The sequence below is a fragment of the Zobellella sp. DQSA1 genome, assembly GCF_041950555.1.
GTDB lineage: Bacteria > Pseudomonadota > Gammaproteobacteria > Enterobacterales > Aeromonadaceae > Oceanimonas.
The window spans coordinates 355,496-368,884 of sequence record NZ_CP169531.1 but is presented as its reverse complement, the minus strand read 5'-3'; the positions used below and the strand labels follow the sequence as shown (position 1 = coordinate 368,884).

Below are 13,389 nucleotides of genomic sequence, written 5' to 3'. Positions count from 1 at the left end.
GAGATGGCCCTGTTGACTCTTCGCTGGATGAGTGACAGACAGCTTTGTAAAGATCGCAAACAGCGTCTAAAAAATGACTCTGGATTCCCCGCGCCGGCGCTTGCGGTTACCATCAAGGGTATCCTTTTTCATCGGCGCAGAGCATGGAACTGATCTTCCTCGGCACCTCCTCCGGTACCCCCACCAAGAGCCGCAACGTCTCCGGCCTGGCCCTGCGCAGGGCCGGCTCCCGCGCCTGGTGCCTGATCGACTGCGGCGAAGGCACCCAGCACCGGCTGCTGCATACCCGGCTGTCGCCGATGCAGCTCGACACCCTGCTGATCACCCATGTGCACGGCGACCACTGCTACGGCCTGCCCGGGCTGCTGGCCAGCGCCGCCCTGGCCGGGCGCACGGCGCCGCTGCGCATCATCGCCCCCGCACCCATCGCGGCTTTTATCGAGTGCGTGACCCGGCTGAGCGATCTCCGGCTCGACTTCGCCATCGACTTTGTGCCGGTCGAATCGCTGCAGGCCCCCCTGGCGGTACAGGATTTCACGGTGGAAGCTGTGGCCCTGTCCCACCGGGTGCCGAGTTATGCCTATGTGTTCACCGAAACCCGGGGGGAAGCCCGGCTGGATGTGGCCCGGCTGGAGGCCGAGGGCATTCCCGCCGGCCCGCTGTGGGGCCGGCTGCACCGGGGGGAAGAGCTGGAGTTCGAGGGGCGGCGCCTCAGGGGGCGGGACTACCGGCTGCCTTCGCTACCGCCGCGCAAGGTGATCATCGCCGGCGACAACGACAGCCCCGCCCTGCTGGCCGAGGCCGCCCGGGGCGCCTGCCTGCTGGTGCACGAGGCCACCTACACCCGGGCGGTGACCGAGCGCCTGGGGCCGGCGCCCCAACACAGCGACGCCGAGCGGGTGGCCCGCTTCGCCGAACAGGCCGGCCTGCCCAATCTCGTCCTCACCCACTTCAGTCCCCGCTACCAGGATGGGGCCGGCTCGCCCCATATCGACGAAATAGCGGCGGAAGCCCGCGCCCATTACCGGGGCAGGCTGGTGTTGGCGCGGGATCTGGACCATTACCGGCTGAGCCGGAAGGGAGTGCTGGAAGCGGCCGGCCCCCGCCGGGCCGGCCGTCAGGTATAAACCCGGGACGAGGAGATCAGGGCCAGCCGACCCGCCCCTGATCTTCGGGCCGGTAGCTTACCCGGCCCAGGGGAACATGATCCTGGATCGCCGCGCGGATCCGGGCCTCCTCCTCGGCGCTGAAGCCGCCGCACAGCTCGATAAGCTCGATGCGCCGGGTCAGCATCTCCTGGGCGGCCATGACCGCTTCCTCCAGGGTACGCACCCCGGCCACGGCGATATCGAAGCCGTCGCTCTTGATACGGCCGTGGTGCTTGAACAGCTCCAGGTCCGGCCCCTTGACGATAAAACCATAACGACTGAGTGACATGGGCAGCTCCTTTCGGGTTAAGGCTCAGGCCACCGCGGCCCGGACGGCCCGGTGGGCACAATGGAGGGCGGCCAGGGCGCAGGACGCCAGCCGGGCCTCGGGCGGATCGGCGCGCGAGGTAAGGATGATCGGCACCCTGGCCCCCAGCACCAGGCCGGCGGCGGTGGCGCCCATAAAGTACACCATCTGCTTGAACAGGAAGTTGCCCGACTCCAGGTTGGGCACCAACAGGATATCCGCCTGCCCCGGCACCCGGCCGATGATGCCCTTGATGGCCGCCGCCTCCGGCGATACCGCGTTGTCGAAGGCCAGGGGGCCTTCCACCACGGCGCCGGGCAGGGCGCCCATGGCCGCCAGCTTGACCAGTTCGGCGGCGTCCAGGCTGGAGGGCATGCTCTTGCTCACTTCCTCGGTGCCCGACAGCACCGCCACCTTGGGCTCGGGGTTGCCCAGAGCATGCATCAGGCCGATGGCGTTGCGGGCGATATGCAGCTTGTCGAGCACCGTCGGCTGGACGTTGATCACCGCGTCGGTGATGCACAGGGCCTTGCAGCTGCCCGGCACCGTCATGTGGAACAGATGGCTCAGGCGGCTGTCGGTGCGCAGCCCGGCGGACTTGTTCAGCACCGCCCGCAACAGGATATCGGTATGCACATGGCCCTTCATGATGGCGCCGGCTTCGCCCTGGCTGACCAGGGCGACACCCAGGCGTGCCGCCTCGGTTTCGTCGGCGGCCTGCACCAGGCGCAGGCCGTCCAGCGTCCAGCCCATGGCCTGGGCCTGATGCCGCATGACGGCGACATCCCCCACCAGTATCGGCTCGATCAGCCCCTGCTCCCGGGCCAGCCGGGCGCTGGCCAGGGAAACGGCGTTGACCGGATTGATCACCACTGTGGTGACCCTGGGGTGCTGGCGGGCCTGGGCCAGCAAGCGGGGCGGACATTCCTTGGGCGCGGTATTGAGCATGATTCCCTTCCTGTTCGGCAGAAGACCACCGGAGGCCACTGACACAATGGCATCGGGTTGTGTTCCGATATCGGCAGACTGGCGACACCCATGTCAGAAGAGACGGACAAAGGGAACCGCTCCGCCGGCCGTCACATGCCAGGGATGGCATGTGCGAGCCTACATGGACGTACTTGCGGCGTGTCGGCGGAGTGGGCCCTTTGGGCGGCTCATGCCAGTAAAACAGACGGCTTTATCATCAAGTCGAGCTGCCCGCCGTGGCGGGCAGCCTCCTTATCAGCAATAGTCCTTGTACTTGTCCAGGTGGCGCACCGGCTTGGACAGGGCGTCGCGGCGGAAGGGGTCGCCCAGCTCGCGGGTACACATGATCTCGATGACGGTGGTCTTGCCCTCCTCCATCTGGCGCGCGATGGCGGCCTTCAGGGCCGGGCCCACGTCTTCCAGCTTGTCCACCGTCACCCCTTCGGCACCCATGGCGCGGGCGATGTCGGCGAAGCTGGGATTCTCCAGATCGCCGGCCACGAAGCGGCGGTTGTAGAAGTCGACCTGGTTCTTCTTCTCGGCGCCCCACTGGCGGTTGTGGAACACGATGGAGGTTACCGGAATGTTTTCCCGCACGCAGGTCAGGATTTCCATCATCGACATACCCCAGGCGCCGTCACCGGCGTAGGAGATGGCCGGGCGATTCGGCGCCGCCGCCTTGGCACCGATGATGGTGGGCAGGGCGTAGCCGCAGTTGCCGAAGCTCATGGCGGCGAAGAAGGAGCGCGGTTTCTCGAAGCGCAGGTAGCTGTTGGCCACCGAGTTGATGTTGCCGATGTCGGTGGACACCATCACGTCCTCGGGCATGGCCTTTTCCAGCTCGCGCAGTACCTGACGCGGGTGCAGGTAGCTGCCCTGCTCTTCCGCCTGCTCGGCGATCATGTCCAGCGAATACTCGTCCTTTTCATGCACCCATTCGTCCAGCTCCTGTTCCCAGGCCGCTTTTTCGGCGGCAATTTCGCTGGCGCGGGCACCCTTGTTCTCCAGGCAGGACACGTCGAGGTCCTGCAACCGCTCCAGGAGGGAGACGGCGGCGGCCTGGGCATCGCCACAGATACCGACGGAGATTTTCTTCACCAGGCCCAGCATCTTGGCGTCACAGTCCACCTGGATGATCTTGGCTTCTTTCGGCCAGTAGTCCAGGCCGTGTTGCGGCAGGGTACCGAAGGGCCCCAGTCGGGTACCCAGCGCCAGCACCACATCGGCCCGGGAGATCAGTTTCATGCCGGCCTTGGAACCCTGGTAGCCGAGCGGGCCGCACCACAGCGGGTGGCTGGCGGGGAAGGAGTCGTTGTGCAGGTAGCTGTTGACCACGGGGGCGCCCAGAAACTCGGCCAACGCCTTGCACTCCTCCACCGCACCGGCCATCACCACGCCGCCGCCGGAGATGATCACCGGATTTCTGGCCTGGGCCAGCAGTTCCGCCGCCTGCTGCAGGCTCTGCTCGCCGCCGGCGCCCCGCTCGATGCGGATCGGCTGGGGGATCTCCACGTTGATGTCGCCGTAGAAGAAGTCCCGCGGAATATTGAGCTGGGTGGGGCCGTTTTCCAGCATGGCCCGGTCGAAGCAGCGGGCGGTGAACTCGGCCATCCGCGCCGGGTTGGCCACATGGCCCTGGTACTTGGTGATGGTTTCGAAGAAGGGCAGCTGCTGCGCCTCCTGGAAGCCGCCCAGACCCTGGGTCATGGAGCCGGTTTCCGGGGTGATGCACACCACCGGGCTGTGGGCCCAGTAGGCGGCGGCGATGGCGGTCACGAAGTTGGTGATGCCGGGGCCGTTCTGGGCGATACAGACGCCGTGCCGGCCGCTGACCCGAGAATAGCCGTCGGCCATGTGGCCGGCACCCTGCTCGTGCACCACCGGGATCAGGCGGATGCCCGCCGGGGCGAAGATGTCCATGGCATCCATGAAGGCGGAGCCCATGATGCCGAAGATGTCGGTAACACCGTTGGCCGCCAGGGTTTCGACCAAAGCTTCACTGGGAGTCATACGTGGCATAGCTGTCTTCCTTTTTGCTGTTTCCTGTCGGTAGCGGTGTTAGCCGCCACCCCGGAGGGTTCAATCCAATGTTCGGTTCAAGCAGGTTTTCATTTGTTTGTTATTGGTTCAGGGCGAATCGCAAAGGTCGATGCCATGCTGGCCGCCGGAATCCGGGCTTCCCCTCCCGGGCAACCTGACTGAACAGATGGCGGTGGTGCGATTCACTGGGGTTAGATTAGGAAGCGGGGGGGCAAGAGAGTAGGACCAGTTTCACCCACCCTGTTACGCCAGTGTTAAAGGACCATAGCCCGAACATGAAAAAACGGCAGAACGCCTGTCGACGTCCTGCCGCCCGTCCCGGTACCCGCCTCTCAGGCCGTAAAGTGTTTCCCTACCCGGTAGGAGCCGACCTCGGCCCCCAGAGCTACCGCAAAGCGGTTCCAGCCATTGATGGCGACGATGGCCAGGGTCAGATCGGCCAGTTGACGCTCGCTGAACTGCTGCCGGGCGCGACGGAACAGCTCCTCCGTTACCCCCTCCCGAGCCAGCAGGGTCAACCCCTCGGCCCAGGCCAGCGCGGCCTTTTCCCTAGGGTCGAAACAGGGCGCCTCCTCCCAGGTGCCGAGCAAATAAAGCCGTTGCTCGCTCTCGCCCGCGGCGCGGGCGTCCTTGGTATGCATATCGAGACAGTAGGCACAGCCATTCAGCTGCGATACCCGGATCTTGACCAGCTCCAGCAGCGAAGGCGGCAAGCTTTCCTCTCCCTCCTGGCCGGCCAGATACTGCTCCAGTCCCAGCATGGCCCGGACGGCGCCGGGGGCGACCTGGTAATAGTTGATTCGTACAGACATGGTGGTACTCCTGCTTGTGATGGATGCCTGCGCCAGTGTAGGAGCCCCGGGAAGAGGGAAATTGTAGATTTCCGACATTTCGCCTTGGGGGCCGACTCTGCTAGGCTGGTTCCCGGACCAGGCAAACGAACCCGACCCCGATGAGCCGACTCGATTTTCTGCGCTATCCGCCCAGCGCCGGGCTACGCCCCTTCATTCAGTGTTACTGGCGATTGCAGGGAGGCCTGCCCGCAGGACAGAGCACCACCGAATGGCTGCATCCCGAAGGGGGCAGCGGCATCATTTTCAACCTGGGCGATCCGCTGCTCTTCAATGGGCGGCATACCCCGGCTTCCTGCCTGATAGGCGGCCCCATGCGGCACAGCCTGAAACTGACCCTGTCCGGCCGGATCGATGCCTGGGGAGTCAGATTCCGGCCCGGTAGGGCCTATGGCTTCTTCGCTCGCCCTTTACGCGACCTGCTCGGACAACAGGCGGCGTCCGAGGAGTTGGCGCGGCACTTTCCGGGCAGCTCCCTGGCGGAGCAGCTTTATCACCAACCGGACGCCGGTAGATGCCTGGCCCTGCTGGAACGGGAACTGGCTCCCCGGCTGCTGTCCTCCCCGGATTTACCGGGAGGATTCCGCCGCGCCCTCCACTGGCTGTCGCTCCACCAGGGCCACCTTCCCATCACCCGACTACCGCTTCTTATCGGCCTCGGTCAGCGCCAGCTGGAACGGCAATTCGGCCTCTGGCTGGGCCTGTCGCCCAAGGAATACGGGCGCTTGCTGCGGGTCTCTCATGTCAGGGGACGTATCAAGGCCGGGGACGGTCAAAGATTGACCGACCTGGCCCACGACGCCGGTTATTACGATCAGGCTCACTTTATCCACGACTTTCGACAAGTGGTCGGCATGACACCAGGCCAGTATCGTCAGCGGCCCCGGTCGCAGCCACTCTACCGCTAACGCCAGACCGTTTCCGAGCAAGTGGTGCGCTTCAGACCATATCCTGGATCAGCTCCACCAGCGCCTTGATGCCGGGCCGGATCTTGTTGGCCGCGATGGAAGAGTAGCCCAGGCGGAAGTAGTTGAGCGGTACCGGCTCGGCCAGGAAATGGATGTCGCCGGGCTCGATCAGGATGCCCCGATCCGCCGCTTCCTTGCGCAGGATGCGGCTGTCCAGTCCTTCCGGACCTCGTACCCAGTAGCAAGAGCCGCCGAAGCCGGGCTGACGGCTGGAAGACGGCAGGAATTCATCCAGGGCGGCCCCCATTTCCTGCCAGCGCTCCTCATAGGCCTTGGCGATATTCATGATCAGGGCGTCGTGGTAGCCCCGCTCCAGAAACAGCGCCACCGAACGCTGGTTGTTGGCCGCCGGATGACGCAGGATCAGCCGACGCAGGGCCCGTGCTTCACGGATCAGCGCCGCCGGCCCCACCAGGTAACCCAGGCGCAGGCCCGGCGCCAAGGTCTTGGACAGGCTGCCCACGTAGAGCACCCGGTCGTTGGTATCCAGGCTCTTGAGGGCCGGTATCGGATTGGTCCTGAAGTTGCTCTCGCTTTCGTAGTCGTCCTCGATGATCAGGAAATCCTGTTCACTGGCCTTGTCCAGCAAGGCGTAGCGTCGCTCCAGCGGCATGGTCACCGTGGTGGGGCACTGATGACTGGGGGTGGTATAGACGAGATCACAACCATCGAGTCGTTCGTCGACGATCAGCCCCTGTTCGTCCACCGGCAGGGCGCGCACCTGGGCCGGGTTCATGGTGGCGATATTGCGGATATCCACATAGCCAGGATCCTCGATGCCGATGGTGCTGTCCTTGTCCAGCAGCAGCCGGGCCAGCATGTAGAGTGCCTGCTGGGCGCCCACCGTCACCAAGATCTGATCCGCCGAGGCCCAGACCCCGCGCCGGGGCAGCAGCCGGGTGCGGATCTGCTCGATCAACAGCGGATCGTCGTTGTCGAACCGGTCCGAGGCCCAGTCCCGGATCGCCGGTACGCTCACCGCGTCCCGGCAGCATTCCCGCCAGTTGTTGCTGGGAAACAGGCTGGGATCGAACTGACCGTAGATAAAGGGATAAGGGTATTTCTGCCAGTCCTTGGGCTTGGTGATGTTGTGCTGGCTGCTCGGATGGATCTTCAGTTTGTGCACCCAGTCGGGCGGGCGCCCCCCGACTATCGGGCTGTCCTTGATCGGCATCTCGGGCTGGCGCGACAGTATCTCGGGGTTGACGAAATAACCGCTGCGTTCCTTCGCGATCAGATAGCCATCGTCCAGCAAATGTTCATAGGCCAGCACCACCGTATTGCGGGCGATGCACAGCTGCTTGGCCAACTTGCGGCTGGAGGGCAACGGGCTGTCCTGGGGGATGTTGCCGTTGAGGATGGCGGCGGCGATCTGCTCACGCAGCTGCTGCTGCAGGCTGGTGCTTTTTTCCGTCGAAAGATGAAACAGCTGAAACATAATTACTCAACTTTCCTGTCGATGCATGGCCCCTACGGGACGAAGTAACCCAGTTTGACCCTTTTGATTGTCGGTTGTAAACCACGGCGCAACATATTGAAAACAAAATGGAAACGCCGGGGCATCGGCTCCCGGCGTGGAATCAGGCGGACTCGGCCCTTACAAGTGTTCGTCACGCAGGTGGTACCAGTGGTAGAGCATGCGCTGGCCCAACCGGCGGAAGGGCGCGAACAGGTGTCCCGGCAGCGGCGAGTTGTAGATGGGCAGCTCGAAGCCCTGCTTGATGCCCGCGATGCGCTGGGCCATGCGCCGGCCGGCATGGGCCGAAAACATGACGCCGTTGCCGCCGTAACCCAAGGCGTAGAAGATCTGCTCTTTCTCGTCCGGCTGGGCGATACGCGGCATCATGTCGTGGCTGACATCGACCCAGCCCCACCAGGAGTAATCGACCTTGATGCCCTTGATCGCCGGAAACTTGCGGTTCATGCCGTCGATCAGCACCTGCAGGTGCTTGGGGTTGGCCGCGTCGCCGCCGGTAATGGAACTGCGGCTGCCGATCTGCAGCCGGTTGTCGGGCAGCTTGCGGTAGTAGTAACGCAGGGTGCGGGTATCGGTGATCACCTCGTTGGTGATGAAGTTACACTCGGCGATCTCTTGATCTGTCATCGGCCGGGTCACCAGGGAGTTGGACAGTATCGGCATGATCTTGCTGCGCAACTGGTGGTGCAGCCCCTGGGAAGTATAGCCGCCGGTGGCCACCCCCACGGCCCGGGCCCGCACCACCCCACCCGGGGTCTGCAAGTAGTGGATACCGTTTCTGGTCTCCCAGCCCAGCACCGGACTGGAAGGATGTATGGTCGCGCCCAGCTCCCGCGCCATGCGGTGATAGCCATGGGCCAGCTTGAGCGGATGCACGCCGATGCCGTCCGGCTCGTGCATGGCGCCCACCGCCTCGGCCTCGTTCACATAGTTGCGGCTGAGGGTGGCCTTGTCCAGCAGTTCGGTCTGGTAGTTGAACTGCTCACGCAGCACCTTGGCCTCGGCCTCCAGCTTGCGCATGGCCTTGTCCCGGTGTGCGATATACAGATGGCCGCCATCCTGGGGGTTACAGTCGATATTGCCGTCCCGGATCAGGCCCTTGAAGGTATCGAAGCCTTCACGTACTTCCTCGTGCATGCGCCGGGCGGTGTCCAGGCCCCAGCGCTGGATCCACTGGGAGCGGCTGAGCCGGCCAGAGGCATTCTGGGCCTGGCCGCCGTTGCGGCTGGTACAGCCCCAGCTGACCTGGTTGGCCTCCAACACCGTGGCCTTGATGCCGTGCTCCTTCGCCAGGAAGACGGCACAGGACAGGCCAGTGAAACCGCTGCCGATGATGACCACGTCCACATCCATATCGGCGGTGACGGGGCCGTCGTCTTCCGGTGACGTACCGGCGGTGGCCACCCAGTAGGTGGGCGCATACTGCTGGCCCCGTCCCGGGCTGGCGGCCACCAGGGGATCATAGGTGGGATCATAACGGTCCAGCACGGTTTTGGCCTGGGACGGCTGGCGGAGCTCCGCCTGGGTTTTGTTGGCAATATCCATATTCGTGTTCCCCGAGATCAGGTGGTGGGTTACTGGGGATCCAGCAGGGGGCGGTCTTTGCGGAATGCCTGCTTCAGGGCCAGCTTGCCGCCTTTGAGGGTAAAGAGATCGACACCATCGGCTTCGATGCGGCGGCCATCCGGACAGGTGGCGCAGAAAGTCCACTGGGACACGGCCCTGTCGCCGGCGGCGAAGTGGCTGGTGCCTTGCCAACTGACGTCGGGATAGGTGGTCCAGACCTTGACGAAGGCGGCCGCCACGGCGTCGGTACCGATGAAGCGGGTACCGAAGGCCTCGTTGCCGGCGGCGCCCTCGAACACGCAGTCGTCGGTCAGGCACGCCATGACGCCTTCGATATCGTGGCGGTTAAAGGCGGCGAACAGGGCTTCGAGCAAGGCGACGGTTTTCTGGTTTTCGGCTGACATGACATTCTCCCTTGGCAGCCCCTTGGGGCTGTACGATGAACAGAAACCAACAGCGGGCTGTTGTTTACATGTTCACAACATTAGGAGGCAGGCGGCGATGTCGGTAGCGCCAGTTGGGAGCATTGACTTGGACCACGCTATAAGTCTTTGTCAATCAAATGGATAGGTTTTCACCTGAGGGAGCGGAGGGAAAGGCGCGGGACAATCATCGTCACCCCGCGCAGCCAGGGTATCAGCGACGGCGACCGGTCTGCTTTTTCACCACACCGGAAAATACCACATGCAAATCGGTGGACGCGGACTCGTTGTCCAGATTCAGCTTGGCTTCGATATGATCCAAATGCTCTTTCATCATGGCCACGGCCTTGTCCTTGTCGCCGGCCTCGACGGCCTTGAGCAGTTCTTCGTGCTCGTTGAAGGAACAGTGGGCCTTGTGGCCGACCTCGTACTGGGCGATGATCAGCGAAGTCTGGGACACCACGCTGCGCTGGAAATTGAGCAGCGGCGTGTTGTTGGCCATATGGGCCAACTCCAGGTGGAACTCACCGGACAGGCGAATGCCGGTGCCCCGATCGCCACGGGCGAAAGCGTCCTGCTCTTCCTGCACCATGGCGCGCATGCGGGCCAGGCTCTCGGGAGTGGCATTTTCCACCGCCAGCTCGGTCACCGCCAGCTCCACCACCCGGCGGGCGGCGAAGATCTGCCTGGCTTCTTCCACGCTGGGGGCCGCCACCACGGCACCGCGATTGGGCCTGATGCTGACCACCTGCTCATGGGACAGACGCAGCAAGGCGCGGCGGATAATGGTCCGGCTGACGCCGAAGATCTCGCCCAGGGCTTCCTCGCTTAATTTGGTACCCGGCGCCAGCCGTTGTTCGAGAATGGCGTCGAAGATATGTTCGTAAACGATATCGTCCTGGGTGTTTGAGCTCGACTTGACAGGTCTTGGCTCCAATTGACTGAGTGAACTCATGTTTTCGGTTTCCAGTTACGGCCTGCATATACGGCGACCGGTGCACCGCAATCCTTGCCAGTTAATTAAATTGTTATTCATGTCGTATACAATCTTACTGGGTTTTCACCGATACGACAGCCGGAATATTAAAGTCTGTGACTGAACACAAAAAACGCCCTTGACGGGCGTTGGTTATGTTTTCCGGAATTCAGACGGCCACCGGGCCTTGATCGCGCCGATAACGGCAGTCGCCGTAAATATACGTTTCTGCGATGGCTCTGTCATCTCCGAGCATCATTAATACGAATAATTGCTCGAACAGATTGTGTGCATTGTTCATCCGCGCCTTCATCAGCGGGGTCGCATGCAGATCCAGCACCAGAAAATCCGCCTCCTTGCCCACTTCCAGGTTGCCGACCTTGTTTTCCAGCCGCAGCGCCCGGGCGCCGCCCAGGGTAGCGAGATAAAGCGCCTTTAACGGATGCAACTTGTGCTGCTGCAACTGCTGGATCTTGTAGGCTTCGGCAATGGTCTGCAGCATGGAGAAACTGGTGCCGCCACCGACATCGGTGCCCAGGCCAACCCGGACCTGGTGTTCTTCCATCCGCGGCAGATCGAACAATCCCGAACCCAAAAACAGGTTTGAAGTGGGGCAAAAGGAAATGACCGAATCGGACTCGCCCATGCGTTCGCATTCTTCCTGCTCCAGGTGCACCGCGTGGGCAAAGACCGAACGCTCCCCCAGCAGACCGAAATGATCGTACACATCCAGATAGCCTTTCCGTTCCGGGAACAAAGACCTGACCCACTCGATCTCCTGCTTGTTTTCGGACAGGTGGGTCTGCATATAGACGTCGTCGTATTCGGCCAGCAGGCGACCGGCCGCGCTCAGCTGTTCGGCGGTGCTGGTGGGCGCGAAGCGGGGCGTCACCGCGTAGAGCTGACGGCCCTTGTTGTGCCAGCGCTCGATCAGCGCCTTGCTGTCCGTATAACCGGACTCCGGCGTATCGAGCAGGTAGTCGGGAGCATGCCGGTCCATCATCACCTTGCCGGCGATCATGCGCATATTGCGCTTGTCGGATTCGGTAAAGAAAGCTTCCACCGACGCCTTGTGCACGGTACCGAACACCATGGCGGTGGTGGTGCCGTTGCGCAGCAGCTCGTCCAGGAACAGGGTCGCCACCCGGGCCGCGTGAGCGGCGTCGACGAACTTGCGTTCTTCCGGAAAGGTATAGTTGTTCAGCCAGTCGAGCAGCTGTTCGCCGTAGGAGGCGATCATCTCGGTCTGGGGAAAATGGATATGGGTATCGATAAAGCCCGAGGTGATCAGCTTGTTGTCGAAACGGATCACCTCAAGATCGGCTGGCTGACGAGCCAGTACCGCCTCGGCCGGACCTATGTCCCGCACATGGCCGTCGGCCACCACCAGCACGCCGTCTTCATAATAGGCATAACTGGCATCGAGGCCGACTTTGGCCGGGTCGGCCAGGCTGTGCAAAATGGCGGCACGATACGCGATAGCATGCGTCATGGTCGTGCTTCTCCTTCAAATAAATGCTTAAATTCGTTGGTCGACGACGGCATCCGCCGATAATTCGCTACCGGCCTCCGCGGTCGTCACCGGCGCCTGATAGGCCGCAATCAGTTGGCCCGCCACCGACACCGCGATTTCCGCCGGGTGCTTGCCGGCCACTTCGGCCAGGCCGATGGGGCAGATCATCCGGGCCAGGGCCCCGTCGTCGAAGCCCCGCTCCCGCAGCCGGTAGTCGAAGCGCTTGCGCTTGGTGCGGGAGCCGATCACCCCGAAGTAGCGGGCGTCGTTGCGTTTGAGAATACGAGCGCACAACTCCAGATCGAGCTGGTGGTTGTGGGTCATCACCAGGTAGAAGCTGCCGGCAGGCTGGTCGTCGACCTCGTCCACCGGGTGCTCGCTCACCACCCTGGTGACGCCGGCGGGCAGTTCGGCGGGAAACTCGCTTTCCCGTTCGTCAATCCAGGTGATGCAAAACGGCAGGGTCGCCAGTATCGAAACCAGCGCCTTGGCCACATGGCCGGCACCGAACAGTACCAGGTGATGGCGGGCCTGCACCACCGGCTCCAGCATGATGGTGGCCATGCCGCCGCAACACTGGCCCAGGCTGGCGCCCAGGTTGAAGCGTTCCACCTTCATCTGCCGCTCACCCCGGGCCAGCATGTCCCGGGCCAGCTCCAGCGCCTTGTATTCGAGGTGGCCACCACCTATGGTGGCATAGCAGCCCTGCTCGGTCACCAGCATCTTGGTGCCGCTGTCCCGCGGGGTGGAGCCCTTGTGCTCCACCACCGTCACCAGCACACAGGGTTCCCCCTTCTGTTCCAGCTCGGCCAGCGCCTGAATCCAGTTATCCTTGAACATAGCTTACTCCTCGAAGACGATGGTTCCGCCACCGGCCTTAGCCTGTTGGCATGCAGAGAGAGACAACCGGGCCACCTCCGCCGACACGCTGTGAATACATCCCTGTACGCTCGCACATGCCATCCCTGGCATGTGACGGTCGGCTGAGGCGCTCCCTGTTGCCTCTTCCAAGCCTGGGCGTTGCCTGATGAGGGCGCCAGCAGGCGACGCCAGAGCAGGAAGGAGGCCAAAGGGTGCTGCTTCGCCGACCCTCTGCGCCAGGGATGGCGCAGCGGAGCCCCCAGGGACGGGTTTACGGCGTGTCGGCGGAGT

Annotated in this window: 12 protein-coding genes; 2 read left to right on the top strand and 10 right to left on the bottom strand. The window is 63.3% G+C overall.

From position 1 onward, the window contains the following. Positions 1–143 precede the first annotated feature (143 nt). Complete coding sequence (locus tag ACEVBK_RS01840; RefSeq protein ID WP_375056921.1) at positions 144–1,127, top strand: ribonuclease Z; 984 nt, start codon at positions 144–146, stop codon at positions 1,125–1,127. A gap of 16 nt (positions 1,128–1,143) precedes the next feature. Here ACEVBK_RS01840 and ACEVBK_RS01835 read toward each other — a convergent pair whose 3' ends face one another. The 4 genes from ACEVBK_RS01835 to ACEVBK_RS01820 form a co-directional block, all read right to left on the bottom strand. Next, entirely contained in the window at positions 1,144–1,437 is a 294-nt protein-coding gene (locus tag ACEVBK_RS01835) for a DUF6506 family protein (RefSeq protein ID WP_375056919.1), read from the bottom strand. Between the two features lie 24 nt (positions 1,438–1,461). Beyond that, entirely contained in the window at positions 1,462–2,403 is a 942-nt protein-coding gene (locus ACEVBK_RS01830) for a bifunctional enoyl-CoA hydratase/phosphate acetyltransferase (protein WP_375056918.1), read from the bottom strand. A gap of 276 nt (positions 2,404–2,679) precedes the next feature. Then, the gene (gene xsc / locus ACEVBK_RS01825; RefSeq protein WP_375056917.1) at positions 2,680–4,443 is read right to left on the bottom strand and encodes a sulfoacetaldehyde acetyltransferase; all 1,764 of its coding nucleotides are present in this window, start codon (positions 4,441–4,443) and stop codon (positions 2,680–2,682) included. 353 nt (positions 4,444–4,796) lie between these two features. After that, positions 4,797–5,276, bottom strand: coding sequence for a carboxymuconolactone decarboxylase family protein (locus ACEVBK_RS01820; RefSeq protein ID WP_375056916.1), 480 nt, complete (start codon positions 5,274–5,276; stop codon positions 4,797–4,799). 140 nt (positions 5,277–5,416) lie between these two features. Between ACEVBK_RS01820 and ACEVBK_RS01815 the strand changes: the two genes are divergently transcribed. Further along, on the top strand, positions 5,417–6,223 hold the full coding sequence (locus ACEVBK_RS01815) for a DUF6597 domain-containing transcriptional factor (RefSeq protein ID WP_375056915.1): 807 nt from the start codon (positions 5,417–5,419) through the stop codon (positions 6,221–6,223). Positions 6,224–6,254: 31 nt separating this feature from the next. Here ACEVBK_RS01815 and ACEVBK_RS01810 read toward each other — a convergent pair whose 3' ends face one another. From ACEVBK_RS01810 to xdhC, 6 genes are all read right to left on the bottom strand, one after another. Further along, positions 6,255–7,721 (bottom strand): PLP-dependent aminotransferase family protein, encoded by a 1,467-nt coding sequence (locus ACEVBK_RS01810; protein ID WP_375056914.1) that lies wholly within the window; start codon positions 7,719–7,721, stop codon positions 6,255–6,257. Between the two features lie 159 nt (positions 7,722–7,880). Then, positions 7,881–9,305 (bottom strand): NAD(P)/FAD-dependent oxidoreductase, encoded by a 1,425-nt coding sequence (locus ACEVBK_RS01805; protein WP_375056913.1) that lies wholly within the window; start codon positions 9,303–9,305, stop codon positions 7,881–7,883. Positions 9,306–9,334: 29 nt separating this feature from the next. Then, positions 9,335–9,730 (bottom strand): nuclear transport factor 2 family protein, encoded by a 396-nt coding sequence (locus ACEVBK_RS01800; RefSeq protein ID WP_375056912.1) that lies wholly within the window; start codon positions 9,728–9,730, stop codon positions 9,335–9,337. Positions 9,731–9,962: 232 nt separating this feature from the next. Further along, positions 9,963–10,703 (bottom strand): GntR family transcriptional regulator, encoded by a 741-nt coding sequence (locus ACEVBK_RS01795; RefSeq protein WP_375056911.1) that lies wholly within the window; start codon positions 10,701–10,703, stop codon positions 9,963–9,965. A gap of 190 nt (positions 10,704–10,893) precedes the next feature. Continuing rightward, positions 10,894–12,216, bottom strand: coding sequence for a guanine deaminase (gene guaD / locus ACEVBK_RS01790; RefSeq protein WP_375056910.1), 1,323 nt, complete (start codon positions 12,214–12,216; stop codon positions 10,894–10,896). A 27-nt stretch (positions 12,217–12,243) separates the two neighbouring features. Then, positions 12,244–13,077, bottom strand: a complete 834-nt coding sequence (xdhC, locus tag ACEVBK_RS01785) for a xanthine dehydrogenase accessory protein XdhC (RefSeq protein ID WP_375056909.1) — start codon at positions 13,075–13,077, stop codon at positions 12,244–12,246. Between the last annotated feature and the right edge of the window lie 312 nt (positions 13,078–13,389).